The sequence below is a fragment of the Streptomyces sp. NPDC001828 genome, assembly GCF_042892175.1.
Classification (GTDB): Bacteria; Actinomycetota; Actinomycetes; order Streptomycetales; family Streptomycetaceae; genus Streptomyces.
The window spans coordinates 1-26,952 of the sequence record NZ_JBIATV010000016.1 but is presented as its reverse complement, the minus strand read 5'-3'; the positions used below and the strand labels follow the sequence as shown (position 1 = coordinate 26,952).

Annotated in this window: 24 protein-coding genes; 12 read left to right on the top strand and 12 right to left on the bottom strand. The window is 72.7% G+C overall.

Annotated features, from left to right (window positions below; genetic code table 11):
* Positions 1 to 589: 589 nt before the first annotated feature.
* The 7 genes from ACFYZA_RS34215 to ACFYZA_RS34185 form a co-directional block, all read right to left on the bottom strand.
* Positions 590 to 1,840, bottom strand: coding sequence for a low temperature requirement protein A (locus tag ACFYZA_RS34215; RefSeq protein ID WP_382599683.1), 1,251 nt, complete (start codon positions 1,838 to 1,840; stop codon positions 590 to 592).
* A 57-nt stretch (positions 1,841 to 1,897) separates the two neighbouring features.
* Positions 1,898 to 3,232: a two-component system sensor histidine kinase CseC gene (gene cseC, locus ACFYZA_RS34210; protein ID WP_382599681.1), complete on the bottom strand. Its 1,335-nt coding sequence runs from the start codon at positions 3,230 to 3,232 to the stop codon at positions 1,898 to 1,900.
* 36 nt (positions 3,233 to 3,268) lie between these two features.
* Entirely contained in the window at positions 3,269 to 3,973 is a 705-nt protein-coding gene (cseB, locus tag ACFYZA_RS34205; protein ID WP_382599679.1) for a two-component system response regulator CseB, read from the bottom strand.
* Positions 3,974 to 4,122: 149 nt separating this feature from the next.
* Positions 4,123 to 4,782, bottom strand: coding sequence for a hypothetical protein (locus ACFYZA_RS34200; RefSeq protein ID WP_388494483.1), 660 nt, complete (start codon positions 4,780 to 4,782; stop codon positions 4,123 to 4,125).
* Positions 4,770 to 5,327: a SigE family RNA polymerase sigma factor gene (locus ACFYZA_RS34195; protein WP_161246881.1), complete on the bottom strand. Its 558-nt coding sequence runs from the start codon at positions 5,325 to 5,327 to the stop codon at positions 4,770 to 4,772. Before ACFYZA_RS34195 ends, ACFYZA_RS34200 begins: the two co-directional genes overlap by 13 nt.
* 230 nt (positions 5,328 to 5,557) lie before the next feature.
* Entirely contained in the window at positions 5,558 to 6,499 is a 942-nt protein-coding gene (locus ACFYZA_RS34190) for an A/G-specific adenine glycosylase (protein ID WP_382599674.1), read from the bottom strand.
* A 52-nt stretch (positions 6,500 to 6,551) separates the two neighbouring features.
* On the bottom strand, positions 6,552 to 7,178 hold the full coding sequence (locus ACFYZA_RS34185) for a phosphatase PAP2 family protein (RefSeq protein WP_382599672.1): 627 nt from the start codon (positions 7,176 to 7,178) through the stop codon (positions 6,552 to 6,554).
* 165 nt (positions 7,179 to 7,343) lie between these two features.
* Between ACFYZA_RS34185 and ACFYZA_RS34180 the strand changes: the two genes are divergently transcribed.
* Positions 7,344 to 8,168: a hypothetical protein gene (locus tag ACFYZA_RS34180; RefSeq protein ID WP_388494482.1), complete on the top strand. Its 825-nt coding sequence runs from the start codon at positions 7,344 to 7,346 to the stop codon at positions 8,166 to 8,168.
* A gap of 241 nt (positions 8,169 to 8,409) precedes the next feature.
* On the opposite strand, the gene disA is transcribed toward ACFYZA_RS34180, so the two are convergent.
* Together disA and radA are read right to left on the bottom strand one after the other, a co-directional pair.
* On the bottom strand, positions 8,410 to 9,534 hold the full coding sequence (gene disA / locus ACFYZA_RS34175) for a DNA integrity scanning diadenylate cyclase DisA (protein WP_120722082.1): 1,125 nt from the start codon (positions 9,532 to 9,534) through the stop codon (positions 8,410 to 8,412).
* 90 nt (positions 9,535 to 9,624) lie between these two features.
* Entirely contained in the window at positions 9,625 to 11,022 is a 1,398-nt protein-coding gene (gene radA, locus ACFYZA_RS34170; RefSeq protein WP_382599668.1) for a DNA repair protein RadA, read from the bottom strand.
* A gap of 303 nt (positions 11,023 to 11,325) precedes the next feature.
* Here radA and ACFYZA_RS34165 point away from each other — a divergent pair, with 303 nt between their 5' ends.
* A complete protein-coding gene (locus ACFYZA_RS34165) occupies positions 11,326 to 12,993 on the top strand; it encodes a hypothetical protein (RefSeq protein ID WP_388494481.1) in 1,668 nt (555 codons plus the stop codon).
* 24 nt (positions 12,994 to 13,017) lie between these two features.
* On the opposite strand, the gene ACFYZA_RS34160 is transcribed toward ACFYZA_RS34165, so the two are convergent.
* Positions 13,018 to 13,854 carry a hypothetical protein gene (locus tag ACFYZA_RS34160; RefSeq protein ID WP_382599664.1) on the bottom strand — a complete coding sequence of 279 codons (837 nt, stop codon included), beginning with the start codon at positions 13,852 to 13,854 and terminating at the stop codon, positions 13,018 to 13,020.
* Positions 13,855 to 13,906: 52 nt separating this feature from the next.
* Here ACFYZA_RS34160 and ACFYZA_RS34155 point away from each other — a divergent pair, with 52 nt between their 5' ends.
* The 4 genes from ACFYZA_RS34155 (at position 13,907) to ilvD (ending at position 18,457) form a co-directional block, all read left to right on the top strand.
* Positions 13,907 to 14,839, top strand: a complete 933-nt coding sequence (locus ACFYZA_RS34155) for a Ppx/GppA family phosphatase (RefSeq protein ID WP_388494480.1) — start codon at positions 13,907 to 13,909, stop codon at positions 14,837 to 14,839.
* A 103-nt stretch (positions 14,840 to 14,942) separates the two neighbouring features.
* On the top strand, positions 14,943 to 15,764 hold the full coding sequence (locus ACFYZA_RS34150) for a sugar phosphate isomerase/epimerase family protein (RefSeq protein ID WP_382599660.1): 822 nt from the start codon (positions 14,943 to 14,945) through the stop codon (positions 15,762 to 15,764).
* Positions 15,761 to 16,372, top strand: coding sequence for a TetR family transcriptional regulator (locus ACFYZA_RS34145; protein ID WP_388494479.1), 612 nt, complete (start codon positions 15,761 to 15,763; stop codon positions 16,370 to 16,372). Before ACFYZA_RS34150 ends, ACFYZA_RS34145 begins: the two co-directional genes overlap by 4 nt.
* A gap of 234 nt (positions 16,373 to 16,606) precedes the next feature.
* The gene (ilvD, locus tag ACFYZA_RS34140; RefSeq protein WP_382599656.1) at positions 16,607 to 18,457 is read left to right on the top strand and encodes a dihydroxy-acid dehydratase; all 1,851 of its coding nucleotides are present in this window, start codon (positions 16,607 to 16,609) and stop codon (positions 18,455 to 18,457) included.
* A 31-nt stretch (positions 18,458 to 18,488) separates the two neighbouring features.
* Here ilvD and ACFYZA_RS34135 read toward each other — a convergent pair whose 3' ends face one another.
* Positions 18,489 to 20,720: a serine/threonine-protein kinase gene (locus ACFYZA_RS34135; protein WP_388494478.1), complete on the bottom strand. Its 2,232-nt coding sequence runs from the start codon at positions 20,718 to 20,720 to the stop codon at positions 18,489 to 18,491.
* Positions 20,721 to 20,846: 126 nt separating this feature from the next.
* On the opposite strand from ACFYZA_RS34135, the gene ACFYZA_RS34130 reads away from it, so the two are divergent.
* The 6 genes from ACFYZA_RS34130 (at position 20,847) to proC (ending at position 25,822) form a co-directional block, all read left to right on the top strand.
* On the top strand, positions 20,847 to 21,161 hold the full coding sequence (locus ACFYZA_RS34130; RefSeq protein WP_388494477.1) for a hypothetical protein: 315 nt from the start codon (positions 20,847 to 20,849) through the stop codon (positions 21,159 to 21,161).
* A 34-nt stretch (positions 21,162 to 21,195) separates the two neighbouring features.
* Positions 21,196 to 21,720 carry a hypothetical protein gene (locus tag ACFYZA_RS34125; RefSeq protein ID WP_388494476.1) on the top strand — a complete coding sequence of 175 codons (525 nt, stop codon included), beginning with the start codon at positions 21,196 to 21,198 and terminating at the stop codon, positions 21,718 to 21,720.
* 636 nt (positions 21,721 to 22,356) lie between these two features.
* Positions 22,357 to 23,145, top strand: coding sequence for a class I SAM-dependent methyltransferase (locus tag ACFYZA_RS34120; protein ID WP_388494475.1), 789 nt, complete (start codon positions 22,357 to 22,359; stop codon positions 23,143 to 23,145).
* Between the two features lie 43 nt (positions 23,146 to 23,188).
* Positions 23,189 to 24,097 carry an ABC transporter ATP-binding protein gene (locus ACFYZA_RS34115; protein WP_388494474.1) on the top strand — a complete coding sequence of 303 codons (909 nt, stop codon included), beginning with the start codon at positions 23,189 to 23,191 and terminating at the stop codon, positions 24,095 to 24,097.
* Positions 24,098 to 24,143: 46 nt separating this feature from the next.
* A complete protein-coding gene (locus ACFYZA_RS34110) occupies positions 24,144 to 24,881 on the top strand; it encodes an ABC transporter permease (RefSeq protein ID WP_388494473.1) in 738 nt (245 codons plus the stop codon).
* A 131-nt stretch (positions 24,882 to 25,012) separates the two neighbouring features.
* Positions 25,013 to 25,822, top strand: coding sequence for a pyrroline-5-carboxylate reductase (gene proC, locus ACFYZA_RS34105; protein WP_388494472.1), 810 nt, complete (start codon positions 25,013 to 25,015; stop codon positions 25,820 to 25,822).
* A gap of 9 nt (positions 25,823 to 25,831) precedes the next feature.
* Here the strand turns inward: proC and ACFYZA_RS34100 are convergent, their stop codons facing one another.
* Positions 25,832 to 26,425, bottom strand: coding sequence for a hypothetical protein (locus tag ACFYZA_RS34100; protein ID WP_388494471.1), 594 nt, complete (start codon positions 26,423 to 26,425; stop codon positions 25,832 to 25,834).
* Positions 26,426 to 26,952: the final 527 nt, after the last annotated feature.

Here is a 26,952-nt window from a genome sequence, read left to right as displayed (position 1 = left end):
CCTGTTGCGCTGTGCCGCCTCCCTGGTCCCCTCCGCGTGCGCGGGCGGGGGCGGGGAGGCGGTTTTTTTGCCCCGCCCCGCCCCGCCCCGCCCCGCCGCTTGGCCTCCGGGGGAGGGGATGCCGGCTGCGGACCGTGGGGCTGTTCGCGCAGTTCCCCGCGCCCCTGACCTCGTTTTCGTCCGTCCACCGTGGCTGGCTGGTCGCGCAGTTCCTCGCGCCCCTAAAAAACCGTTTTCGTCCGTCCACCGTGCGTGGCTGGTCGCGCAGTTCCCCGCGCCCCTGGCAGTACCGGTGCTGGGACGCCTACAGCCCGTCCGGCGTTTGAGGACGAGCGCCGTTCAGGCGCGAACGGGGTCCGGGGCGGAGCCCCGAAGGGGGTTCGAGGGGCGCAGCCCCTCAGGGGGTCTGGGGCGCAGCCCCAGTAGCCGAACCATCCAGCCCCCTGCACGGGCGGGAGGGCGGGCAAATCCCCCGGGGTCTGGGGCGGAGCCCCAGGGGGCCGAGGCCAGCCAGCCCCGAGTCGCGGGCGGGTGGGTGGGCAAGCCCCCCGGGGTCTGGGGCGGAGCCGCACGTGGGGACCGGCCAGGGTCAGGCCGGCTCGGCCAGGCGGCGGCGGTGACTGGGGGCCTCCGCCGCCACGGAGAGGGCCAGCAGCCCCGCCGCCGCGGCCAGCATCGCCCAGACCGGGGCGTGCCCCGCCGCGGGGACCAGGGCCGCGATCAGGAGCGCCGTCACCAGACGGAGGCGTACCACCGGATCCCCCACCCCCGTGAAGGCCCCCCGCACCGCCGCCGTGGACAGCAGGAACAGCGCGACCCCGCCCAGGACGCACAGCGCGAGCGCGGTCGTGAGCCGGCTGGCCGAGCCGAGGACCGCCGTGCCCACCGCGCCCCCCGCCACCGCGAGCCCGAGCTGCACGGGCAGATGGCCCAGGACGTAGGCGTGCAACAGCCTTGTGTTGTCGGCGAGTTGGGCATGCGCACCGGGCCGGGTGCCGCTCGCGCTGAAGTAGGACCACCACAGGCAGGCGCACAGCGCGAACGCCGCCGCCCCGGTCACCATCGCGGAGCCGGCCGTACGCGCCTGGACGAGCCCGTTGGTGAAGCCGAGCACCGACTCGCCGAGCACGATGATGGTGAACAGGCCGAAGCGTTCGCGCAGATGCTCGGCGTGGTGCGGGGCCAGCGCGATCCGCCGCCCCGAGAGCAGCGGAATCGCCAGGTCGACCGCCATCCCGCCGGCCCAGATCCCGTACCGCACGGCCCCCGCGGGGGCGAGCAGCGCGCCGCCCGCCCAGAAGACCGCGGACACCGCCGACCCCGTCGCGAAGGAACGCAGCAGCGGGACCAGCCGCCGATCCCGCCGGGCCTCCAGGGCGTACAGCATCGCGACGCCGAGCCGCGCGCCGAGGTAGGAGAGGGCGAAGCCGGTGTCCGCGCTGTCGGAGGTGCCCACGCTGCCCACGAACACCGCGAGCCCGCACACCGCCACGAGTCCCGCCATGGTCAGCAGCCGGTGCGAGGTGACGTCCCGGTCGGCCCGGTTGGCCCGGACCGCGTACAGCACCCAGGTCCACCACAGCGGTACGAACAGGGCGGCCGCCGCCGCGACCGAGCCGAGGGTGGGCTCGGCGCTGATGCGCCGGGTGATCTGGCCGACGGCGGCGACGAACACGAGGTCGCAGAACAGCTCGAACCAGGTCGCCCGCCGCTCGGCCTCCACCGGCTCCACGGCCTCCACCGGCTCCACGGGATCGGGCGGCTCGGTGGGCGGCGACAGCGAGAGCGGCGGCGATGGCGATACGGGATCGGACGGCGAAGTGCGTGGGCCCTCATGCATGGTCAACAGTGTTGCCACTGTTGCCCGTTGGCGCCTCCCACTTCGCCCACCCGTCGGCTACACCTGCCGTGCGCTCTTCGACGACGGCGGCTGCACCGGGAAGCTCCCCGTGTTGGTCGGCGCGTGTTCGGGCAGCCACAGGACGGCGATCGCCCCGCCGGTGCCCGCCGCGTTGGGCGTTCCCTCGGGCGCGGCGTTGCGGAAGGTGAGCCGGGCGCCGAGCACCTTGGCCTGGCCGGCCGCGATCGTCAGACCCAGCCCGTGCCCGTTGCCCGCCCGGTCGCTCGACCCCGTACGGAAGCGGCTCGGCCCCTCGCGGAGCAGCGCCTCGGGGAACCCGGACCCGTGGTCGCGGACCCGTACGACGCGGCCCTCGACGGTGACCTCGACCGGTCCCCGGCCGTGCTTCGCGGCGTTGCCGAGCAGATTGCCCAGGATGCGCTCCAGGCGGCGCGGGTCGGTGTTGACCCACGACTCGTGGACGACCCGCACCTTCACCTCGGGGTCGAACGCGGCGACCCGGCGGCTCACGAACTCGCCGAGCGCGACTTCCTGGAGCTCGGCCCGCTCGGACGCGCTGTCGAGCCGGGCCACCTCCAGGACGTCCTCGACCAGGGTGCGCATCGCCTGCGCCCGGTTGCGCACCAGCTCGGTGGGGCGGCCCGGCGGCAGGAGCTCGGCGGCGGTGAGCAGCCCGGTGACCGGGGTGCGCAGCTCGTGCGCGATGTCCGCGGTGACCCGCCGCTCGGCCTCGATGCGCTCCTGCAGCGCGTCGGTGAGCGCGTCGACGGCACGGGCGAGCTCGTCGGTCTCGTCGCGTACGACACCGCCGATGGCGTCCCGTACCCGGACGTCCGTGTTGCCCTCGGCGACCTTGCCCGCCGCGTCCGCCGCCTTGCGCAGCCGGCGCGAGATCTGGCCGCCGATGAGGATGCCGAGCGCGCAGCCGCCGAAGACGACGGCGACCGAGCCGATGACCAGGGCGCGGTCGAGGTCGGCCATCACGTTGGAGCTGCGGTCGGTGAAGGTGGAGTGCAGCGACAGGACGTCGCCGTTGCCCACCGGTACGGCGGCCCAGATGTCGGGCGGGCCGCTGTCGCGCTCCTGCACGGAGGAGACCTTGCGCCCTTGCAGGGCCTTGGACTTCAGCGCGGGCGGCAGCACGGGATCGTTCAGCTTGGTGCCGAAGCGGACCCGCTTGTTGCTGGTCTCGTAGTAGTTCTGCGCGAAGTTGAGCCGCTCCATCTGCACTTCACGGGCGTTGTCGAGCATCGAGACCCGGGCCGCGTTGTGCACGACGAGACTGAGCGCCATCACGGTGAGCGCGCCGACGGCCGTGATGGCGATGCTGATCTTCCACCGGACCCCGGTGCGCAGGGCGAAGCGCCTCATGCGACTCGTTCCTGTTCGGGACGCCTCACTTGGCCCTCACGCCTTCAACTTGTAGCCGAAGCCGCGGACGGTCTCGATCCGGTCCTGCCCGATCTTGGTGCGCAGCCGCTGGACGTGGACGTCCACCACCCGGGTGTCGCCGCCCCAGCCGTAGTCCCACACCCGCTCCAGGAGCTTGTCGCGGGACAGGACCGTGCCGGGCGCCGAGGAGAATTCGAGCAGCAGCCGCATCTCGGTCGGCGTCAGGGCGACGGTCTCGCCGCCCTTGCGGACCTCCATGCCCTCGGTGTCGATCTCGATGTCGCCGAAGGCCAGCACCCCGCGCTCGGGCGCCTCGTCGGACGTCTCGGTGGTGGCGCCGGGCCCGCCCGCGTGGCCGAAGCGGCGCAGCACGGCGCGGATCCGGGCGACCAGGACGGCGCCGTCGAACGGCTTGGTGACGTAGTCGTCCGCGCCGGCCTCCAGGCCGAGGACGACGTCGATGGAGTCGGCGCGCGCGGACAGCATGATGACCGGCACGGTCGACTCGTCGCGGATGCGGCGGCACAGGCTGACGCCGTCGAGGCCCGGCAGCATCACGTCGAGCAGGGCGATGTCCGGCCGGTCGGCGCGGAACGCCTCCAGGCCGGAGAGCCCGTCGGGCATGGCGGTCACGGTGAAGCCGTCCCGCTCAAGGGCGAGCTGGGTGGCTTCACGGATGACGTCGTCGTCCTCGACGAACAGAACATGGGTCTCGGCCATCGCGCTGCTCTCTCAGTTCTCCGGCGGTCTCTTCCGGCGCCCGCCGGTCGTACAGGTCGTGCGTGCTGCGGTCGCTGTCGAACGGCTCCGGGCGCAGTACCCAGTCTGCGGCATGCTCACGGCGCCGCTTGCCGACACGGGCGGGCGGGTCAGGGAGTGGCGGGGACGGGCGCGGGGGAGCTGCCGTCGACGGCCTTGCTGTAGTCGTTCTCCACCTGGTCCTGCTGGGCGAACTTGCCGTTCGCACCGCCCGACCAGCGATAGGTCGTGACGACCTCGCTGGACGCGAAGGCCGGCTTGTCGCCGGCCGCGTACATCTGCCGGGTCACCATCAGGTCGCCCCGGTCGATCTCGGCGTACACGGGCGTTTCCTCGGCGGTGAAGACGTTGTCGTACGAGGCGCCGGACGCGCGGTAGACGTAGGCGCCGAGGCCGACCGCGTCCGCGCAGTTCATGACGTTCACGACGACGTCCTGGCCGGTCGTGCCGGTCAGGTGCCCGTACGAGACGTCGATGGGGTACTCGTCCTTGGTGCACGGCTTGAGCTCGGCCTTCACCCGGGGACTCACCTTCGGGTCGCCCTTGAGCAGCCGCACCGGGTCGACCTTCGTGAACGGCGCCGGTGAGGACGCGCTCGGCGACGGGGTGGTGTGGGCGACCTTGTCGGACTGGGGGGCCACGCCCTCGTCCCGGGTGCCGGTGCCGCCGGTGGAACAACCGGCCACGAGCAGCCCGAGGGCGGAGAGCCCGGCCAGTGCCGTGGTCCCCGCCGTCAGAGCGCCCCCGCTCCGCCTGTTCAGGCCGCGCACCGCTCCCGCCCCTTTACCTCGCCGGTGTAGCCGTGCTCAAGGGCACGGAAGTCCAGCTCGCGGCTCTCCAGCTCCTGGCGGAGCCGGGCCAGCGCCCGGTGCAGCGTGCTCTTGACGGTGCCGGCCGACATGCCCAGGGCCGCGGCCGTCTCCTCGGTGCTCATCTGCTCCCAGTGTCGCAGCACCACGACGCTGCGCTGCTTCGGGGCGAGCACCTTCAGGACGTCCATCAGGAGGGCGCGGTCGGCGCGCTGCTCGGAGCCGTCCTCGACGCGGGCGTCGGGCAGCTGCTCGGTGGGAACCTCTTCGAGCTTGCGGGCGCGCCACCACTCGGTCCGGGTGTTGATCATGACCCGGCGCAGGTACGCGTCGGCCAGCGTCTTGTCGGCGATGCCGTCCCAGCGGCCGTAGGTGCGGGCCAGCGCGGTCTGCAGGAGGTCCTGCGCGTCCACCGGGTCCGGAACGAGCCGCCGGGCACTGCGCAGCAGCGCGTCCTGCCGGGTGCGTACGTACTCCTCGAACTCAAGCACCTCGCCCTGCGCCATACCCAACCGCCTCCGTCATCCCCGTGAGCTGGTCCCGCTCGCCCTGCTGGTCGCTTACGTGAATGAAGCTACGGAGGACTTGTCACGGGCCTGTGCGGAGCAGCCGTCGGCAGACGCACGGAGAGCCATCGGTTGTGTAACAGCCGAGGTTTACCGCCGTTTTCCAGGGGTAACGCCGTTCTTTCGGGCGTTACGGACACAGTCGGGCACCCCCGGCCGCCGGGCCGGAATCAGGACTGGGGCAGCCGGTAGAGGCCGCCTTCGAGCGGCTCGACGAGGCCGTCCGCGACCAGCCCGTCCAGCGCCCTGGCCCGCTGCACCGGCTCGTGCCACACCGCGTCGAGCGCCGACTGGGGTACGGAACCGGTGGCCTCGCGCAGCACCGCGAGCAGCCGGCCGCGCACCTGGCGGTCGGTGCCGGCGTACGTCTGGCCGCGCCGGGCCGGGCCCTGGTGTGCGGGTTTGCCGGCGAGCCGCCACGCGCACTGCGCGGCGATCGGGCACCGCACGCACGTCTCGTTCTTCGCCGTGCAGACCAGCGCGCCGAGTTCCATGGAGGCGGCCGCCCAACGGGCCGCCGTCACCTCGTCCTCGGGCAGCAGCGCGCGGGCGAGACGCCGCTCGGCGGCGGTGGTCGCGGTCGGCGGGTACTGCACCCCGGTGACGGCCCGGGCGAAGACCCGGCGGACGTTGGTGTCCAGGACGGCGTGGCGCTGCCCGTAGGCGAACGAGGCGACCGCGGCCGCCGTGTACTCGCCGATGCCGGGCAGCGCGAGCAGCTGCCCGTGGTCGGCCGGTACGTCGCCGCCGTGCCGTTCCGTTATGGCCAGGGCCGCGCCGTGCAGCCGCAGCGCCCGGCGCGGGTAGCCGAGCCGGCCCCAGGCGCGTACCGCCTCGCCGGGTGCCTCGGCGGCCAGGTCGGCCGGGCGCGGCCAGCGCGCCAGCCACTGCTCGTACACCGGCAGGACGCGGCTGACCGGCGTCTGCTGGAGCATGAACTCGCTGACCATCACGCCCCAGGCGCCCGCTTCGGGGCGGCGCCAGGGCAGGTCGCGGGCGTGTTCGCCGAACCATCCGATGACGGATTCGTGGAGTACGGCGGGCTCGGCGGCCGCCGGGTTGGTCTCGTTCATGGGCGTGGGCACGGTGGGCATCGTCGGCAGAATGTTCATCGCAGAGCCGATCCTGGCATGTTCGGGCCCCAAGGGGGGCGCGCACCGGCCCTCAGCGGCGTGCGTGCTGCCTGGCGTGCACACGTGCGCCGGGTCCGGTGAACCAGGCGACGGCCGCGATGTCGCTGCCGCGCATCGACTCGGCCAGCGCCCGCACCGGCCGGGTGCCGGCCTTCACCACGATCAGCGCGATCACGGTGCCGAGCACCAGGCCGACCGCCACGTCGTGCGGATAGTGCACCCCGACGAAGACCCGGGAGAAGGCCATCGCGAGCGCCATCGGCACGGTGAGCAGCCAGATCCGCGACCAGGCGAGAGCCAGGCCGACGGCGGCCGCGCCCGCGATGGTGGCGTGGTTCGAGGGGAACGACCAGTCGCCGTTGACCGGGCAGGCGATCAGTGAGGTCGCCGCGCCGGCCACCGCCCGGCAGGGCCGCTCCTCGTCGATCAGCGACTTGATCACCTCGCTGCACACGTAGGCGGCCGCGGTCGCGAGCGGCGCGAGCAGGGCGAGGGCGAACGCCGTGGTGTCCCGGCGGCGCGCCCGCCACCAGGCGCAGACGAACAGCACGCCGAACAGGAGCAGGCCGAGCTCCGTCCAGACCTCGACGAAGCTCTGCACCCAGGACGGCATGTCGTGGGCGAAGTCGGTGATGTTGCGGTAGAGCTCACTATCCATGGTGACCGACAGTATGAATCATGAATGGGGGGTGACCACGAGTCGGCCGTGAGGCGGCGCCCGGACCGCGGAGCGGGGCGCTCCGGGATGATGATCCGGAAAACTTGGCCGGAGTGGCGGCGGGTGGGGCGGGAGTTGGCCGCGATCTCTCGTAAGGTTCGGTGCGTGGGATCTCTGCGCAATCCGGTCGGGCCGCTTCCCTCCTCCATCTATTGGCGACGGAGGGCAGTCGCGCTGTCCTTGATCGCGCTGCTCGCCGTTCTCGTCCTATGGGTCGTCACCTCCGGTGGCGGCAGCGGGAACAAGGGCGGCGGCAACGACAAGGGCCCCAACCCCACGCAGTCCATCACCCCGGGTCCCTCCGGCTCGGGCCCCGCGATCAGCTCGGCACCGGGCGGACGCGACGAGTCGAGCGGTTCGGGCGGCTCGGGGGGTTCCGGTGGCTCGGGCGGCTCCGGTGGCGCCAACTCCGGTGACGGCGGTACGAGTACCGGATCGGGCGGTTCCGGCGGCGCCAACTCGGCTTCCAGCGGCGGGAGTTCGGGCGGTGGCGGCAGCGCGGGCAGCCAGGTGCCGGCCGACTCCAGCCTGCCGACCTGTGCGCCCGGGGCGCTGTCGCTGACCCTGCGCAGCACCAAGACGTCGTACGAGCCGGGGGAGAAGCCGCGCATCGAGGTCGTCCTCAAGAACAACGCGGCGTCGGCGTGCAAGGCGGACCTCGGGCCCAAGGGGGCCGTCGTGACGGTCACGTCCACCGCGAACGACCGCGTGTGGTCGACGGACGACTGCCCGTCGGGTGACGCCAACGTCTTCTTCCAGGTCCCGGCGAGCGCCACGATCACCCACACCGTGGAGTGGGACCGCACGAAGTCCGCCCCGGCCTGTGCGACCCCGCCCCCCGGCGCGATCCCCCCGGGCACCTACCTCCTGGAGGCCCACCTCCCCGGCCTCCCGGTAGCGCGGGCCTCCTTCGCCCTGGCCAAGGACTAGCTCCCCACCCCGCCCCTTCCCGAGACCCTCCGGGGACTGCGCCCCCCGGGCCCCCCTTTTTCCGGCTGCGGACCGTGCGTGGCTGGTCGCGCAGTTCCCCGCGCCCCTAAATGCCCGGTGCGGGCCAGCACCGGGCAACCTCAGCCCGTCCGGCGATTGAGGACGAGCGCCCTTAAGGCGCGAACGGGGGTCTGGGGGCGGAGCCCCCCAGGAGGCCCGGGACCAACCAACCCCGCCCCAGCTACACGTACCGCTCCAGAATCGAAGACTCGGCCAACCGCGAGAGCCCCTCCCGCACGCTCCGCGCCCGCGCCTCGCCGACGCCGTCGACCGTCTGGAGGTCGTCCACCGAGGCGGCCAGCAGCTTCTGCAGGCCGCCGAAGTGCTCGACCAGGCGCTCGATGATCGCCCCCGGCAGCCGCGGTACCTTCGCGAGGAGCCGGTAGCCCCGCGGGGACACCGCCGAGTCCAGCGTCTCGGGCGAGCCGCTGTAGCCCAACGCCCTTGCCACTATGGGCAGTTCGAGCAGTTCCGCATGCGTGAGGTCGTTGAGCTCGCGCAGCGCCTCGTCCACCGTGCGCGAGCGCTTCGCGGTGGGCTCGGGCACGTAGTCCCGTACGACCAGCTCCCGCTCGGGCTCGACCCCGGCGATCAGCTCGTCCAGCTGGAGGGAGAGCAGGCGTCCGTCCGTGCCCAACTCCACCACGTACTCGGCGATTTCCGTCGCGATGCGCCGCACCATCTCCAGGCGCTGGGCGACCGCCGTGACGTCCCGTACCGTCACCAGGTCCTCGATCTCCAGGGCGGACAGCGTGCCCGCCACCTCGTCGAGGCGGAGCTTGTAGCGCTCCAGGGTGGCCAGCGCCTGGTTGGCGCGGGACAGGATCGCCGCCGACTCCTCAAGGACCCTGCGCTCGCCGTTCACGTACAGCGCGATCAGGCGCATCGACTGGGAGACCGAGACCACCGGGTAGTTGCACTGCTTCGAGACGCGGTCCGCCGTGCGGTGGCGGGTGCCGGTCTCGTCGGTGGGGATGCCCGCGTCCGGCACGAGCTGCACACCGGCCCGATGGATCTTGGTGATGTCCTTGTCCAGGACGAGCGCGCCGTCGAGCTTGCAGAGCTCGCGCAGTCGCGTCGCGGCGAACTCGACGTCCAGGACGAAGCCGCCGGTGCACATCGAGTCGACGGTCTTGTCCAGGCCGAGGACGATCAGACCGCCCGTGTTGCCGCGCAGGATGCGCTCCAGGCCGTCGCGGAGCGCGGTGCCGGGCGCGACCGCGCTCAGCGCGGCGCGCATCAGTGCTTCGTTACCGGAGCCTGTGCCGGACTTTCCAGGTGCTGATGCCCGGTCGTTGGCTGCCACTGCACTCCTCCGGTGTTGCTCATACGGCGCGTACGGCTCGCGTACTGCTCGTACGGACGGGCGAGACCAGGGCAAAGTCTACCGGCGCGGCTACTCCTCCCGTGGGGCCTGTGCGCGACGCCCACGCGGCAGCACCCGCAGCGCGTCCCCCATGTCGGCGACTTCCGTGACCTTCATACCGGCCGGGACCTTGCCGGGGTCGGTCGGCACCAGGGCGTGCGTGAAGCCGAGCCGGTGCGCCTCGGCGAGCCGGCGCTGCACTCCGGTGACCCTTCTGACCTCGCCCGCGAGGCCCACCTCGCCGATCGCCACCAGGTTCTTGGGCAGCGGAGTGTCGCTGGCCGCCGAGGCGAGCGCGAGCGCGATCGCGAGGTCGGCGGCGGGCTCGGAGAGCTTCACCCCGCCGACCGTCGCGCTGTAGATGTCGCGCTTGCCGAGCGCCGTGATGCGCCCCCGCTGTTCGAGCACCGCGAGCATCATCGAGACGCGGGAGGTCTCCAGGCCCGAGGTGGTCCGGCGCGGGGAAGGGATCTGGGAGTCGACGGTGAGCGCCTGCACCTCGGCGACCAGCGGACGGCGGCCCTCCAGGGTGACCGTCAGACACGTGCCCGGCACCGCGACGTCGCGCCGGGTGAGGAACAGGCCGCTGGGATCGGCGAGTCCGGTGATGCCCTCGTCGTGCAGCTCGAAGCAGCCCACCTCGTCCGTCGCCCCGTAGCGGTTCTTGACGCCGCGTACGAGGCGCAGACGCGCGTGCCGGTCGCCCTCGAAGGAGAGCACCACGTCCACCAGGTGCTCCAGGAGGCGGGGGCCCGCGATCGCGCCGTCCTTGGTGACGTGGCCGACCAGGAGCGTGGACATGCCGCGTTCCTTGGAGGCGCGGATGAGGGCGCCCGCGACCTCGCGGACCTGGGCCATGCCGCCGGGCGCGCCGTCGATCTCGGGCGAGGCGACGGTCTGCACGGAGTCGAGGACGAGCAGCGAGGGCTTCACCGCGTCGAGGTGGCCGAGCACGGCGGACAGGTCGGTCTCGGCCGCCAGGTACAGATGGTCGTTGAGCGCCTTGATGCGGTCGGCGCGCAGCCTGACCTGGCTCGCCGACTCCTCGCCCGTGATGTAGAGCGTGCGGTGGTCCTCGTCGGCGGCCTTGGCCGCCACGTCCAGGAGCAGCGTGGACTTTCCGACGCCGGGCTCGCCCGCGAGCAGCACCACGGCTCCCGGCACGAGACCGCCGCCGAGCACCCGGTCGAGCTCGGCGACGCCGGTGGTGCGGGCGGTGGCCTGGCGGCCGTCCACCTCGCCGATGGGCAGCGCCGCCGTGGAGACCCGGCCCGCCGCCGTGGTGCGGACCGCGGGCGCGCCGTACTCCTCGACCGTCCCCCAGGCCTGGCACTCGGGGCAACGGCCGAGCCATTTGGCGGTGGTCCAGCCGCATTCGGTGCAGCGGTAGGACGGCCGGTCCTTCGCGGATTTCGTACGGGCAGCCATGGCGTCACCGTATAGGGGCCCACTGACAGTCCCGCCCGGAGGACGTACGGCGGACCGGCGGGGGCGCGGCGCGGGGCCGGGGAGTGGGGCGGGGATTTCCGCGCCCCGCCGTTCGGGTGGACGGGGCCGGGCGCGCGTCGCCCTGATCCCTTGCGCCCGTTTGCACAGTGCGTGATGGGTCTGCCATGGAATGCCATGGAATTCCCAATTCCTGTCCCCTTTTGAGGGATACATTCACCCGTAAGGATTAAATATGCTCAACCGGTACGAAGAAGCCTTGATGCTGCCCCTACGGTCGCACGCGTGACGAGCAGCAGACTGGATCAACCAGCGCACAACACCGGCGCACACCGGGCGCAGCGCCGTGCGCCCCGGATGTTGGCCCAGCGGCCGCCCGCGCGGTACGAGGCGTACCTCGACGGCCTGTTCACCTACTGTCTTTCCGTCCTGTGCGACCACGACGAGGCGACCGCGGCCCTCGGCGACATACTCGCCGTCTCCGAGCGCCAGTACGCGCGCTGCCCCGCCACCGAGGCCGAACGCAAGGCGTGGCTGTACGCGCTCGCCCGCTGGGCCTGTCTGCGCAAGCTCGCCGAGCGCAGGCGCAGCCGGCAGGGCGCCCACACCGGACGCGCCCCCGAACCGGCTCCCGCCGTGGACGTGTCCGAGGAGGAGCAGGAGCGCCGCCACCGCGAACTCGCCCTGCTGGCCTGGCCGGAGGCCGCCGGCACCACCCCCGAACAGCGCGAGGCCCTCGAACTCGCGGTCCGCCACCAGCTCGGCGCCCGCGAGGTCGCCTCGGTGCTCGGCATGAACTATCCGGCCGCGCGCGAACTGCTCGCCGCCGGCGCCTGCGAGGTCGAGCGGACCCGGGCCGCGCTCGCCGTCGTCGAGATGGGCGGCTGCCCCACGGTGGCCCAACTGACCGGCGACCACCAGGTGTTGCTCTCCGCCGCGCTGCGCCGCGAACTGGTCCGGCACGTCGACGACTGCCCCCGCTGCCGCCGCGCCGCCGAACGCACCGGCGCGGCCGGCCCGTGGCCCGGGTCGACCGTCTCCCCGGCCGCGCTGCCCCTCGCCGAGGCACCCCGGGCGGCCGCCCAGGCCGCGATGCTGCACGTGCCACGGACGCGCGGCGGGGCCCCGCGCTTCGACCGCACGGGCTTCCCGATGGACCCCAAGGACCGGGCCGCCCGGCGCGACCGGCTGCGCGCGAGAGCCGTGACCACCACCGTCGTCGCCACCGTCGTGGCGGCCCCCGTCTTCGCGCTGTGGGCCGCCTACCGCGGCGCCCCCGCGACCGGCGAGCCCGAGGGCGGCGGTGCCAAGGTCACCGCGAGCGAGGCCGACAACCCCGGCGGGCTCCCCGGGCATCCGTACGACCGCTACGAGAACGCGGGCAACGCCCGCAGCGAGCCCGACAGCCGCTTCACCGCCGGCAGTCGCGCCCCGGACGTGTCGGTCGAGGTCATCAGCCCCACCACCGCCCCGGCGGGCCCCGCCCGGCTCGCGGTCGCGGCCAGCTCGGCGGGCGACACGACCGTGCTCACGCTCACCTCGACCGGCGGCGGCCCCGTCGACTGGTCGCTGCGCAGCCGGGCCCGCTGGCTCACCTTCAGCCAGAGCGCGGGCCACCTCGCGCCCGGCGAGAGCGTCACCGTCTACATCCGCGTCGACCACGCCGAGGAGCCGCACCACGCCTGGTCGGTACGCGTCGAGGTGGCACCCTCCGGCGCCGCCGTACGCATCAGCGGCGACGGCACCCCGATCGTCACCCCGTCCTCGCCCGACCCCGGCAACACGGGCCACCCCGGCCCCGGCGGATCCAGCGCGCCCGCCTCGACCCCGCCCACCCAGAGCCCGGGCAGCCCCACACCGACGCCCACACCCACGCCGCCGAGCCAGAGCCCCACCCCGACGGCGACGCCCACCCCTTCGCAGACGCCGCCGTCCTCGACCCCGAGCGGCTGACAACTCCCTTACTGGATAAGGGAGTTACCGCTTCGGGTCGGCCGGGTGCGGGGCGACGAGCGGCAGCTGCGAGGCGAGCCGCGCCTCGCACTGCTCGACGAGCACGGCGTACGCCTCCGGGCCCATCAGCTCGGTCAGCTCCGGCTTGTACGTCACGAACACCGGCTCACCCGCGCCGTGCGCGGAGGTCGCCGAGGTGCACCACCAGTGCAGGTCGTGGCCGCCCGGGCCCCAGCCGCGCCTGTCGTACTCGCCGATCGAGATCTGCAGCACCTTGGTGTCGTCGGGCCGCTCGATCCAGTCGTACGTGCGGCGCACCGGCAGCTGCCAGCAGACGTCCGGCTTGGTCTCCAGGGGCTCCTTGCCCTCCTTGAGGGCCAGGATGTGCAGCGAGCAGCCGGCGCCGCCCGCGAAGCCCGGCCGGTTCTGGAAGATGCACGAACCGTTCCAGCGGCGGGTCTGGCGGTCGCCGTCCTCGTCGGTCTGGATCCAGCCCGAGTCCGTACCCACGTCGTGGAACTGCCACAGCTCGGGAGTGAGCCGCGCCACGTGCCCGGCCACCCGCTTCTCGTCGTCCTTGTCGGAGAAGTGGGCGCCGAGCGTGCAGCAGCCGTCGTCGGCCCGGCCCGCCTCGATGCCCTGGCAGCCGCTTCCGAAGATGCAGGTCCACCGTGAGGTGAGCCACGTCAGGTCGCAGCGGAAGACCTGCTCGTCGTCGGCGGGGTCGGGGAACTCGACCCAGGCGCGCGGGAAGTCGATCCCCTGCTCGTCCTGAGCCCCCCCGCGCCCGTCCTTCGACAGCTTCGCGGGGTTCTTCGGGTCTTTGGCTTTGCCCGGCTTCGCCTTTTTCGTCTTTGGCACACCTCCAGCGTATGTCCGAGGGGGTGTCGCCACGCGCAGTAGCGTTCAGTCCATGAGACTCGGAGTCCTCGATGTGGGGTCGAACACGGTTCATCTGCTGGTGGTGGACGCGCACGGCGGTGCCGCGCCGCTGCCCGCGCACTCGCACAAGGCCGAGCTGCGGCTCGCCGAACTCCTCGACGGGGACGGCGCGATCGGCCCCGAGGGCATCGACCGGCTCGTCGCCACGATCAGCGCGGCGCTGCTCTCCGCCGAGGACAAGGGCGTCCAGGAGCTCCTCCCCTTCGCGACCAGCGCGGTGCGCGAGGCCAGCAACGTCGAGCACGTCATCGCCCGGGTCCGCGACGAGACCGGCGTCGACCTCGCCGTGCTCTCCGGCGAGGAGGAGGCCCGCCTCACCTTCCTCGCGGCGCGCCGCTGGTACGGCTGGTCGGCCGGGAAGCTGCTCCTGCTCGACATCGGCGGGGGCTCCCTCGAAGTGGCGTACGGCATCGACGAGGAGCCCGACGCGGCGGTCTCGCTGCCCCTGGGCGCGGGCCGCCTGACCGCCGGCTGGCTGCCGGGCGACCCGCCGGACCCGGCCGACGTACGGGCACTGCGCCGCCATGTACGGGCCCAAATCGCGGGCACGGTAGGGGAGTTCACGCGCTCGGGGCGGCCCGACCACGTGGTCGCCACCTCGAAGACGTTCAAGCAGCTCGCGCGGATCGCGGGGGCCGCGCGGTCGAGCGAGGGCGCCTACGTCCAGCGCACCCTGAGTCGTAAGTCACTGGAGGAGTGGGTGCCCAAGCTCGCCGCGATGACGACCGAGCAGCGCACCACACTGCCCGGCGTCTCGGAGGGCCGGGCCCCGCAGCTGCTCGCGGGGGCGCTGGTCGCGGAGGGCGCGATGGACCTGTTCGCGGTCGACGAACTGGAGGTCTGTCCCTGGGCGCTGCGCGAGGGCGTGATCCTGCGCCACCTCGACCACCTGCCGGTGGGCTGAGGGAGACCGGTGCGGCGGGCCCGGAGTTACCGGCGGGTGTGACGTTCGTCGGGGTCGCCGGACCGCCTCCCCTCCACGCGGCGACGGCCCGTACCCTGTCTCCGTGGCAGAACCAGTGGTGCGCATCCCGGATGCGAAGGTCGCCCTGTCCACGGCCTCGGTCTACCCGGAGTCGACGGCAACGGCCTTCGAGATCGCCGCGCGCCTGGGCTACGACGGCGTCGAGGTCATGGTCTGGACCGACCCCGTGAGCCAGGACATCGAAGCCCTGCGGCGGCTCTCCGACCATCACCAGGTGCCGATCCTGGCCGTCCACGCGCCATGTCTCCTGATCACACAGCGGGTCTGGTCCACCGACCCCTGGGTGAAGCTGCAACGGGCGCGGTCGGCGGCGGAGAGGCTCGGCGCCTCCGCGGTGGTGGTCCACCCGCCCTTCCGCTGGCAGCGTCAGTACTCCCGCGACTTCGTCGACGGGATCTGGCGGATGGCCGACGAGACGGACGTCAGATTCGCCGTCGAGAACATGTACCCGTGGCGCTACCGGGACCGCGAGATGCTGGCGTACGCCCCCGACTGGGACGTCACGAAGGACGACTACCGGAACTTCACGGTCGACCTCTCGCACGCCGCGACCTCCCGCATCGACGCGATGGCCATGGTCGACCGGATGGGCGACCGCCTGGCCCACGTCCACCTCGCGGACGGCCGCGGCTCGGCGAAGGACGAGCACCTGGTGCCCGGCCGCGGCACCCAGCCCTGCGCGGAACTCCTGGAGCGGCTGGCCCTGACGGGCTTCGACGGCCACGTCGTCATCGAGGTCAACACCCGCCGGGCCATGTCCGCCGCCGAACGCGAGGCCGACCTTGCCGAGGCACTCGCCTTCACCCGGCTGCACCTGGCGTCCGCGCCGGCCCGCCGCGCATGACGGACGCCGCCCCGCGCCGGCGCGGCCGTCCGCCGCGCTCGGCCGGCGACGACGGCCCCGGCACCCGCGAACGGATCCTCGCTGCGGCCCGTACGGAGTTCTCCGGCCGGGGTTACGACAAGACGTCCATGCGCGGCATCGCCAAGGCGGCGGGGGTGGACGCGGCCCTGGTGCACCACTACTTCGGCACGAAGGAGGCGGTGTTCGCGGCGGCCATCGAAGTCGACTTCGAACCGGCGCTGACCGTGGACGCGATCCTGGGCGACTCCCTCGACGGCCTCGGCGAACGCCTGGCCCGCCACTTCCTCGCCATCTGGGAGAACCCGGCGACCCGCGCCCCGCTGCTGGCCGTGATCCGCTCGGCCCTCACGCACGAGGCGGCGGCGAAGGTGCTGCGGGGCGTGGTGCTGCGGCGGATGCTGGAACGGATCGCCGCCGATCTCTCCGTCCCCGACCCCCGGCTCCGGGCGGAGCTGGCGGCGTCGCACATGATGGGCATCGTGATCATGCGCTACGTACTGGAACTGGAGCCCCTGGCGTCGGCCCCGCCCGCCCGGATCGTGGCCCTGGTGGGCCCCACCCTCCAGCACTACCTGACCGAGGCATGACCCCTGGGGCTCCGCCCCAGACCCCAGGGTCCTTCAACCCCCGGAGGGTCTCGGGAAGGGGCGGGGAGGGGCCAAAAACAGGAGGTCCGGGGCGCAGCCCCAGGGACCCGGCCCCGCCCGGCCCGGGGGCCACATGGCGAACCCCGCGTCCCAACATCTGGACGCCCTGTCCAGATGGCGGAGCCAGGCGTAGGCTCGCACCAGAGCAGACCCATACCTAGGAGACGAGCGACGATGCCCGAGCTGAGGTCCCGCACAGTCACCCACGGCCGCAACATGGCGGGCGCCCGCGCCCTTATGCGGGCCTCCGGTGTAGCGAGCGAGGACATCGGCAAGCCGATCATCGCCGTGGCGAACAGTTTCACCGAGTTCGTGCCGGGCCACACCCACCTCGCCCCCGTGGGCCGCATCGTCAGCGAGGCGATCCTGGCCGCGGGCGCGGTCCCCCGCGAGTTCAACACCATCGCCGTGGACGACGGCATCGCCATGGGCCACGGCGGCATGCTCTACAGCCTGCCCTCCCGCGACCTCATCGCGGACAGCGTGGAGTACATGGTCGAAGCCCACTGCGCCGACGCCCTGATCTGCATCTCCAACTGCGACAAGATCACCCCCGGCATGCTGATGGCGGCGCTCCGCCTCAACATCCCCACCGTCTTCGTCTCCGGCGGCCCGATGGAGTCCGGCAAGGCGACCCTGGTGGACGGCACGGTCCGCACGCTCGACCTGGTCGACGCGATCTCGGACGCCGTCAACGACAAGATCTCCGACGCGGACATCCTCCGCATCGAGGAGAACGCCTGTCCCACCTGCGGCTCCTGCTCCGGCATGTTCACGGCCAACTCCATGAACTGCCTGACCGAGGCGATCGGCCTCTCCCTCCCCGGCAACGGCTCGGTCCTGGCGACCCACACCGCCCGCCGCGCGCTGTACGAGAACGCCGCCCGCACGGTCGTCGAGATCACCAAGCGCCACTACGAGCAGGACGACCACTCCGTCCTGCCCCGCTCCATCGCGACCCGCGCCGCCTTCGAGAACGCCATGGCGCTCGACATCGCCATGGGCGGCTCCACCAACACGATCCTGCACCTGCTCGCGGCCGCCCAGGAGGCCGAACTCGACTACGGCCTCAGCGACATGGACGCCGTGAGCCGCCGCGTCCCGTGCCTGGCCAAGGTCGCCCCGAACGTCGCCAAGGACCGTACGTACTACATGGAGGACGTGCACCGGGCCGGCGGCATCCCCGCCATCCTCGGCGAGCTGTACCGCGCGGGCCTGCTCAACGAGGACGTCCACACCGTCCACTCCCGCTCCATCAAGGAGTGGCTGGACGCCTGGGACGTGCGCGGCGGCTCCCCGTCCGCCGAGGCGGTCGAGCTGTGGCACGCCGCCCCCGGCTGCGTCCGCTCGGCCACCGCGTTCTCGCAGTCCGAGCGCTGGGACACCCTGGACACCGACGCCGCCGAAGGCTGCATCCGGGACGCCGCGCACGCGTACAGCAAGGACGGCGGCCTCGCGGTCCTGCGCGGCAACCTCGCCGAGGACGGCTGCGTCGTGAAGACGGCCGGCGTCGACGAGTCGATCTGGACCTTCGAGGGCCCGGCCGTCGTCTGCGAGTCGCAGGAGCAGGCCGTCGACAAGATCCTCACCAAGCAGATCACGCACGGCGACGTCGTCGTGATCCGCTACGAGGGCCCCAAGGGCGGCCCCGGCATGCAGGAAATGCTGTACCCGACGTCGTTCCTCAAGGGCCGAGGCCTCGGCAAGACCTGCGCGCTGATCACCGACGGCCGCTTCTCCGGCGGCACTTCGGGCCTTTCCATCGGCCACGCCTCGCCCGAGGCGGCGTCCGGCGGCACCATCGCGCTCGTCGAGGACGGCGACCGCATCCGGATCGACATCCCCAACCGTACGATCGAACTCCTGGTCTCCGACGACGAGTTGGCCACCCGGCGCGAGGCGCTGGGCGGGGTGTTCGCCCCGAAGGACCGCGAGCGCAAGGTGTCCGCCGCGCTGCGCGCCTACGCGGCGATGGCGACCAGCGCCGACCGGGGCGCGGTCAGGGACGTCTCGAAGCTCGGCTGACGCCACCGGGCGACAGCGGCCTGACGGGACGTCACCAACTCCCGATGTCCCCGGGATCGACCCCGAACACCGACCCGTCGGGGGAGGCGGCATACACCCGCCCCCCGACGGCGAGCGGTGCGGGGAGAGCGGGCGTGAAGGTGTAACGCCCTTCGTTCATACGGGGGTTGGTCTGCCCGGCGAGTACGCCCTTGCCCGCGTCGAAGGCGAGCAGCCGGCCGTCGGCGCCGGTCAGGAACACCTGCCCGCCCGAGGCGAGCGGCCGCGAGGCGCGGGCCACCCCGGTGTCGAGCCGCCACTTCTCGGTGCCGTGCGCGGAGTCGACCGCGACCAGCGCCCCACCCGCCCCGAACAGGTACACGGCATCCCCGTCGACCCCGGCCTGCGCCTGGTCGAGCGGCGCGGTGAGCGTGGTGCGGCGGGCGGTGTGGGTGGCGGTGTCGAGGCGTACGACCGCCGTGGTGAACCCGTCCGCGTCGGTGGCGAGCAGTACGACGGCCCTGCTGTCGGCCGCTACGGGCCGTAGCCGCCCCTCCGCCCTGGCTCGCCACCGCACCGAACCGTCGGCCGGATCGACGGCGGCGACGGAGGTCGTGCCGCCGTCGCCGGAGGGCGTCACGACGTAGGCCGCCTTCGCCCCCGCGCCGCCGGGCACGATCCACTGAGCCCGGGGCCCGCCCAGCGGCTTCCGCCACATCGCCTTGCCCGTAACGGAGTTGAGCGCGGTGACGTGCCCGTCCGCCGTGGTGAGCAGTACCGCGGTACCCGTGGGACGCACCCCCGAGTACGCCGACACGTCGGCGGACCACACCGGCTTCCCGGTGCCCGGGTCGTACGCCCTGAGCGGCCCGCCCGGCGCCCTGGCCAGCACCCGGCCGCCTGAAACGGCCGGCGCGTAGTCGTCCGAGAGCAGCTGTCCGCCCGCCCCCGCCACCGACCACACGACCTTCCCGCTGAGGGCGTCGAGCCGGGCCAGCGCGATGCCGGGCGCGGAACAGTACAGCGCGCCGTCGCCGTCCCCGGCCGAGCAGAAAGCCGTACGGTTCCCGCCGTCGCCCGCCTTGCCCGGAGCCTCCAACTGGGCACTCCACGGCCGGAATTGAGCGCCGTCCTGCTGCTCGGGCGCGGCGGCCACGGCCCCCGTCCCGTCGGGCATCATCTGCACACCGACGACCCCGCCCCCGCCGAGCGCGACGAGCACCGCGACCCCGGCAACCCAGCGGAAACGCCGGCCCGAGGCCGCTTTCGCGGCAGCGGGTGCGTCCCGCTCGGCGGCGGCCGCGGAGTCACGGACGGGACCACTGACGGAGTCACTGACGGGACCATCGTCAGCACCACCGACGGAATCGTTGACGGGACCAACGTCAGGACCACCGACGGAATCGCTGACGGGGATACGGAACTGCTGCGTGGGGATCTGAGCCTCGGAGCCGTACGCGGCGGACCGCAGCGCCGACATCAGCTGGTCCGGGGTGGGCCGGTCTCCGGGATCCTTGGCGAGGCAGCCGCGCAGCACCGGCACCAGGTCGTCGGGCACGCCGTCCAAGTCGGGCTCGTTGTGGACGACTTGGTAGGCGACGACGTAGGGCGAGTCGGAGTCGAAGGGCCCGCGCCCGGTCGCGGCGTGCACGAGCACGGCCCCCATGGCGAACACGTCCGCGGCGGGCCCGACCTCGCGGGGCCGCTGGAACTGCTCGGGCGCCATGAAGGGAGGGGTGCCGATGAGCTTGCCGGTCTCGGTGCGCAGATCGCTGTCGTACGGACGCGAGATCCCGAAGTCGATGACCTTGGGGCCGTCGGCGGCGAGCAGGACGTTGCTCGGCTTGAGGTCCCGGTGCACCACCCCCGCCCGGTGGATGTCGCGCAGCGCCTCGGCGAGCCCGGCCCCGAGCCGGCGCACCCCGACGGCGTCCAGCGGCCCGCTCTGCTTGACCCGCTCGGCGAGGGTGGGCCCGGGGACGTGCAGGGTGGCCATCCAGGGCCGCTCGGCGTCGGGGTCGGCGTCGACGACGGGGGCGGTGAACGCGCCGCTGACCCGCCGGGCCGCCGACACCTCCTGCCGGAACCGGGCCCGGAACTCCGGATCGGCGGCGTGCTGGGCGTGCACGACCTTGACGGCGAGCCGCATTCCGGAGGGGGAGGTGGCCAGATGCACCACGCCCATGCCGCCGGAGCCGATGACGGTTTCGAGCCGGTACGCCCCGACGGATTCCGGATCGTCGTCGCCCGGCGCCCCGAACCCGACACTGCGCGGCGACGCCATGGCCCACCCCCGTGTGTCCGGTTCACGCGTACGCCCGACGGAGCCTAGTCGATGGGCCGTACGGTCCCGATGGGGCTTGCTAGCCTGCGTGTTGCACGCAGAGTGAAGCCAATGGGGGAGTTGGACATGACATCAGAATCGGCCGAAACGGCGGCGTCGGCGCCGTCCTCGCTGTCGTCCTCGCTGGGAACGAACCGCCGCTACCCGGTGGCCCCCGGCTGCGAACTGAACGTACGCAGCGGTCCGGGCACGGGCTACTCGATCGTCGACGTACTGCCGCTGGGCGCGACGGTCCCGGTGAACTGCCAGACGCCCGGCACGCGCGTCTCGGGCCCGTACGGCACCTCGGACATCTGGGACAACATCGGCAACGGCCGGTTCGTCGCGGACGCGTACGTGAAGACGGGCAGCGACGGTTACGTGGCCCCGCGCTGCGGCTGACGGCGACCGGACGAATCCGGGGATAATCGGGGTCATGACCGAGAACAAGGGCGAAAGCGACGCCGCCGCCGGTACCGGAGGAGCGGCCGGGGCGACCCCCGCCGGCCCCCGGCCCGAGCCCATCCGCTTCTTCGGCACGACGTGGGTGGACCACGACAAGGGCTACGGCCTGCGCCGGGCGGGCGTGGGGATCGGCGCGCTGGTGGCGGCGGTGGCGGCGTGCTTCGTCCTGCGTTTCGCGTACGAGGGCCTGCAGCTCGCGAACACGGGTGCGTTCGTGAACGTGCTGGTGGTCGTGATGTTCGCGATCTGCAGCGCGATGGCCTTCCGCAAGACCTGGGAGGGCTTCTCGACCCGCCCCGCCGACCCGGAGGCCGACCGCTCCCTCCAGGGCCTGAAGACCATCGGCTTCATCGGCTCCCTGCTGGCCTACGCCGCCCGCACCTTCACAGAGGCCCCCGGCGAGTCCCTGCACCGCAAGGAATACGAAGCGGCCCGCACCCGCTACGCCCGCCGCAAATCCACCCCGTCCCCCCGCAAACGCCCCAAGCGCAAGTAGCCCCCACCCCGGCAGACCCGAGCCGCTCGACCCCACACGGCCGACGGCCGAGGGACGGGCTGCCGCCCTCGGGGCCGAGCCAGATCGCCCCGACCCGGCACGGGCATGGCTGGGGGCGCGGGGAACTGCACGCCAAGCCCCGCACGGCCGACGGCGGAGGGGCGGGCTGCTGGTCCGGGGCCGAGCCTCACCGACCCGGGCCGGTACCGGCAGAGCTGGGGGCGCGGGGAACTGCGCGCCAAGCCCCGCACGGTCCGAGGCCGAAGGGCGGGCTGCTGCCCCGGGGCCGAGCCTCACCGACCCGGGCCGGTGCCGGCATGGCTGGGGACGCGGGGAACTGCGCGCCAAGCCTCGCACGACCCGAGGCCGAAGGGCGGGCTGCTGCCCCAGGGGCCGAGCCTGATCATCCCGGCCCGGCACTGCCGTGGCTGGGGGCGCGGGGAACTGCGCGCCAAGCCATGCACGACCCGAGGCCAAAGTCACCCCCCCCAGCGCCGCCCCCAGAACCCGTCCCCAACCCGAGCCCGCCGGCGAACAGGCACCCCCACAGGTCCCCGAACCTCCCGGTACGGCGGAACGGGCGGGCGGGTGGGAAAACGACCCACCCCCAACGCGCCGCACGGCAAACTCGCCCGCATGACCCGAGCAACCTCCTTCAACGCCGCTGCCGCCCAATACTCCGCGAACCGCCCCTCCTACCCTCCCCAACTCCTCGACGCCGTCGAGGAACTCGCAGCCCACCCCCTACGCAACGCGCGCGTCGCGGACATCGGCGCCGGCACCGGCATCGCCAGCACCCTCCTGCACGCGCGCGGTGCGAGGGTCACCGCGGTGGAGCCCGGCGACGGCATGGCCGCACAGTTCCGCAGGGACAACCCCGACATCCCCCTCGTGCGGGGCGACGGCAACCACCTCCCCCTCGCCACCGCATCCGCGGACTTCATCACGTACGCCCAGGCCTGGCACTGGACCGACCCGGCGAAGGCGGGCCCGGAAGCCCGCCGAGTACTGCGCCCCGGCGGCGCACTCGCCCTGTGGTGGAACATCACGGACCACTCCGCGCAGTGGCTCGCCGACCAGGACGCCCGAGTACACGCCTTCTTCCAAACAACCCAGCCAGCCGAGGCAACCCAGCCAACCGAGCCGACCCACCCCGCACCCACCCAACAACGCGGAGCCCACCCCTGGACCGAAATCCCCGGCCTGACCTTCACCGAACGAAACATCCCGCACACCCGCAAGGTCCCCCTCGCCACCCACCTGGCGAACCTCGGCAGCCACTCGGCATTCCTGGTCCTCGGCGAGGAAGGGACGAGGGAGTTCATGACCCGGGAGCACGCCGTCCTGAGCGAGCTCTTCCCGGACGGCACCGTCGAGGAGAGCTACGTCGTCCACCTGCGCCTGGCCCGCAACGAAGGGCTGTGACGGTCCTTGACGCCCGAACCCGGCCGAGCGCACTATTCATCACATGGTGAATTACGACCCGCACGGCCCGGGCGACCGCACCACAACCGGGCCCGGGGCGGCCACCCCCACCCCGGGCGACCGCACCACCCCCGCACGCGAGGCCCCACCCGCCCCCGGCGCCACCGATGACCCACCCCCCGGCCCCGCCGTATCGGCAAGAGCCCTCACCGTCGTACGAGGCAACCGCGAAGTCCTCCGGCGCCTGGACTTCACGGTCCCCCGAGCCCGCATCACCGGACTCCTCGGCCCCTCCGGCTGCGGGAAGTCCACCCTGATGCGGGCCATCGTGGGCACCCAGGCCAACGTCACCGGCACCCTCACGGTCCTGGACGCCCCCGCCGGCACCCCCGCCCTGCGCACCCGCATCGGCTACGTAACCCAATCCCCTTCCGTGTACCAGGATTTGACGGTACGTCAGAACCTGGACTACTTCGCGGCTGTACTCCACCCCGGCCGCCCCCACAGCGCCACCCACGCCACCCGCGCCACCCGCGCGACCCGCGCGACCCGCGCCGAAGCCGTCACCCGGGCCATCGAGGACGTCGGCCTCACCAGCCACGCCGACGACCTGGCGGGCCGGCTCTCCGGCGGCCAGCTGAGCCGCGTCTCGCTCGCCGTCGCCCTCCTCGGCACCCCGGAACTGCTCGTCCTGGACGAGCCGACCGTCGGTCTCGACCCCGTACTCCGCCGCGACCTGTGGAACCTCTTCCACTCCATCGCCACCACCCGAGGAACCACCCTCCTCGTGTCCTCCCACGTCATGGACGAGGCGGAACGCTGCCACCGCCTGCTCCTGCTCCGCGAGGGCGCCCTCCTTGCCGAGGACACCCCGGACGCCCTGCGCACCCGTACCGGCACCGAGACCGTCGAAGAGGCCTTCCTCCACCTGGTCGACGAGGCCTCCCGATGACCGCACCCCGCCCCCAGGGGCCCACCCACCCCGACGAGGCGACCCCATGACCGCGTCCCGCACCTTCGCGACCGCCGCCCGCGTCCTGCGTCAGCTGCGCCACGACCCGCGCACCATCGCGCTGCTCCTCATCGTCCCGGCCCTGATGATCATCCTGCTCCGGTACGTGTTCGACGCCGGCCCGGCCGTCTTCAACGACATCGGCGCCTCACTGCTCGGCATCTTCCCGCTGATCACGATGTTCCTGGTGTCGTCCATCGCCACCCTGCGCGAACGCACCTCCGGCACCCTGGAACGCCTCCTCGCCATGCCCCTGGCCAAAGGCGACCTCATCGGCGGCTACGCGCTCGCGTTCGGCGCGATCGCCGTGCTCCAGTCGCTCATCGCGACGGGCATCGCCCTGTGGCTCCTCGACCTGAACGTGGCCGGCTCCCCCTGGCTGCTCCTCCTGGTCGCCCTCCTCGACGCGCTGCTCGGCACGGCCCTCGGCCTGTTCGTCTCGGCCTTCGCCGCATCGGAGTTCCAGGCGGTCCAGTTCATGCCGGCCGTGATCTTCCCCCAGCTCCTGCTCTGCGGCCTGTTCACCCCGCGCGAGGACATGCAGCCGGTACTGCGCTGGATCTCCGACGTCCTGCCCATGTCCTACGCCGTCGACGCGATGACCCAGGTCCTGCACCACCCCCACGCCACCGCCGCCTTCGCGAGGGACGCCGGCATCGTGGCCGCGGTGGCGCTCCTGGTCCTCACCCTGGGAGCGGCCACCCTGCCCCGCCGCACCCCGTGACCCCACCCCCGACGTACTCCTGTACCGCCCCCGTACCCGCCCCGTACCGCACTTCGGACGCCCCCTCCGGGCAGCCGCCCCCGATGCGAGGATGACGTCACGAAACGCCGCACCACCTGGAGGGTGACCGCATGACCCAGACCGTCGCAGTCCTCGGCACCGGCAAGATCGGCGAGGCCCTCCTCAGCGGAATGATCCGGGCGGGCTGGAACCCGGGCAACCTCCTCGTGACCGCCCGCCGCTCCGAGCGCGCCGCCGAACTCCACACCCGCTACGGCGTCGACGCGGTCACCAACGCCGAGGCCGCCAAGCGCGCGGACACCCTGATCCTCGCGGTGAAGCCCCAGGACATGGGAACGCTCCTGGACGAGCTCGCCCCGCACCTCACCAACGACCGCCTGGTGATCAGCGCCGCCGCGGGCATCCCGACCTCGTTCATCGAGGCCCGCCTCGCCTCCGGAACGCCGGTCGTACGCGTCATGCCCAACACACCCGTACTGGTCGACGAGGGCATGTCGGTGATCAGCGCCGGCAGCCACGCCACGCCGGACCACCTCGCCCATACGGAGGAGATCTTCGGCGGCGTCGGCAAGACCGTGCGCGTACCGGAGTCGCAGCAGGACGCGGCAACGGCCCTCTCCGGCTCGGGCCCGGCCTACTTCTACTACCTGGTCGAGGCCATGACGGACGCCGGCATCCTGCTCGGCCTGCCGCGCGCCCAGGCGTACGACCTGATCGTGCAGTCCGCGATCGGCGCCGCCGTGATGCTCCGCGACAGCGGCGAACACCCGGTGAAGCTGCGCGAGGCGGTGACGTCCCCGGCCGGCACGACCATCAGCGCGATCCGCGAGCTGGAGAACCACGGAGTACGGGCCGCCCTGATCGCGGCGCTCGAAGCCGCCCGCGACCGCAGCCGCGAACTGGCCTCCGGCAACAGCTGACCCGTCCCGCTACCCCTTCTTGTACGGCCGCCGCACCACCGCGGCGGCCACCCCGCTCCCGACCAGCGCGAGCGCACCCCCGCCGATCAGGCTCAACACCCCGACCGGAGTGCCCGGAAGCGCGGCCCGCGCCGCCTCGAACACGTTGTCCTCGTGACCGTCCCGAGCCGCGGCCCCGCTCGACGGATCCACCGAGCGGACGGCAGACGCGACAGCCGGACCGGACGCGGACCCGGCGGACATCTCGGCAGCCGGGCCGACATGGCTGCCGACAGCCGAGCCGACGGGGACAGCGCCCCTCATGACGCCCCGCGTATGAGCCACGGCCGCCGCCCGCACCGAACGCAACTCCGCCGCCAGCTGCCACCCGTCCCGCAACTTCGTCTCAAGCCGGGCGACCTCGTCGGACGCGTCGCCCCTCATGGCGGCCCGGAGCCTCTGGATCTCGCCCAGGGTCCCCTCATTGACCGCGTCGACGACCCGCAGCCGCATCTGGGCTATGCGCTCATCACCGTTCACGGCGTGCGCGGCCCCGGGCGCGACGGCCATCCCCAGCAGGAGGAGGGTCACGGCGGCCACGGCAATCCGAAGAAGAGACCTCATACCCGCCAAGCTAGGACGCGGGGCGCGACCACGAGATCGGCCGTCCCGCCAGGCCTGCCTCGGCCGAAAGTACGAGGTCACAGGCGCACGAGCCCCCGGAACCGGCTCCGCGCGAGCCCGGTCCGGAGGCCTCCCACGGGCCCCTGGGCGAGGGTTGACACCGCCATCCCCGGTACGTAGTGTTCTCCGAGTTGTCCGACGTGAGCGCCGACCCCGGTCGGTCCCCGGACAGCCATTCCGCATCAACCACTTCTCATGAACGACACCTCGTCGTCTCGTTTTTCGTGCGCTTTTGCGAAATGAGGAATCCGCGTTCGAGGACGCACCCCGATTGGCGTCGGGGGCCAGGATTCCGCTAATGTCTCACTCGTCGAAACGGCCCAACAGCCGGGAAGACAAGCCGACTTGGCCCCGGGAGACCGGGAATCGGGCCCGAAAGGATCTGATAGAGTCGGAGCCGCCGGAAAGGGAAACCCGAGAGGGAGAACCTGAAAGGCACCGAGGAAATCGGACACGAAAGAGTCTGA

Excerpts from the sequence above, each read along its gene's own strand:
- ACFYZA_RS34215 (WP_382599683.1), bottom strand. The coding sequence starts at position 1,840 with ATGCATGAGGGCCCACGCACTTCGCCGTCCGATCCCGTATCGCCATCG.
- cseC (WP_382599681.1), bottom strand. The coding sequence starts at position 3,232 with ATGAGGCGCTTCGCCCTGCGCACCGGGGTCCGGTGGAAGATCAGCATC.
- cseB (WP_382599679.1), bottom strand. The coding sequence starts at position 3,973 with ATGGCCGAGACCCATGTTCTGTTCGTCGAGGACGACGACGTCATCCGT.
- ACFYZA_RS34195 (WP_161246881.1), bottom strand. The coding sequence starts at position 5,327 with ATGGCGCAGGGCGAGGTGCTTGAGTTCGAGGAGTACGTACGCACCCGG.
- ACFYZA_RS34190 (WP_382599674.1), bottom strand. The coding sequence starts at position 6,499 with ATGAACATTCTGCCGACGATGCCCACCGTGCCCACGCCCATGAACGAG.
- ACFYZA_RS34185 (WP_382599672.1), bottom strand. The coding sequence starts at position 7,178 with ATGGATAGTGAGCTCTACCGCAACATCACCGACTTCGCCCACGACATG.
- radA (WP_382599668.1), bottom strand. The coding sequence starts at position 11,022 with ATGGCTGCCCGTACGAAATCCGCGAAGGACCGGCCGTCCTACCGCTGC.
- ACFYZA_RS34155 (WP_388494480.1), top strand. The coding sequence starts at position 13,907 with ATGAGACTCGGAGTCCTCGATGTGGGGTCGAACACGGTTCATCTGCTG.
- ACFYZA_RS34145 (WP_388494479.1), top strand. The coding sequence starts at position 15,761 with ATGACGGACGCCGCCCCGCGCCGGCGCGGCCGTCCGCCGCGCTCGGCC.
- ilvD (WP_382599656.1), top strand. The coding sequence starts at position 16,607 with ATGCCCGAGCTGAGGTCCCGCACAGTCACCCACGGCCGCAACATGGCG.
- ACFYZA_RS34135 (WP_388494478.1), bottom strand. The coding sequence starts at position 20,720 with ATGGCGTCGCCGCGCAGTGTCGGGTTCGGGGCGCCGGGCGACGACGAT.
- ACFYZA_RS34130 (WP_388494477.1), top strand. The coding sequence starts at position 20,847 with ATGACATCAGAATCGGCCGAAACGGCGGCGTCGGCGCCGTCCTCGCTG.
- ACFYZA_RS34125 (WP_388494476.1), top strand. The coding sequence starts at position 21,196 with ATGACCGAGAACAAGGGCGAAAGCGACGCCGCCGCCGGTACCGGAGGA.
- ACFYZA_RS34120 (WP_388494475.1), top strand. The coding sequence starts at position 22,357 with ATGACCCGAGCAACCTCCTTCAACGCCGCTGCCGCCCAATACTCCGCG.
- ACFYZA_RS34115 (WP_388494474.1), top strand. The coding sequence starts at position 23,189 with ATGGTGAATTACGACCCGCACGGCCCGGGCGACCGCACCACAACCGGG.
- ACFYZA_RS34110 (WP_388494473.1), top strand. The coding sequence starts at position 24,144 with ATGACCGCGTCCCGCACCTTCGCGACCGCCGCCCGCGTCCTGCGTCAG.
- proC (WP_388494472.1), top strand. The coding sequence starts at position 25,013 with ATGACCCAGACCGTCGCAGTCCTCGGCACCGGCAAGATCGGCGAGGCC.
- ACFYZA_RS34100 (WP_388494471.1), bottom strand. The coding sequence starts at position 26,425 with ATGAGGTCTCTTCTTCGGATTGCCGTGGCCGCCGTGACCCTCCTCCTG.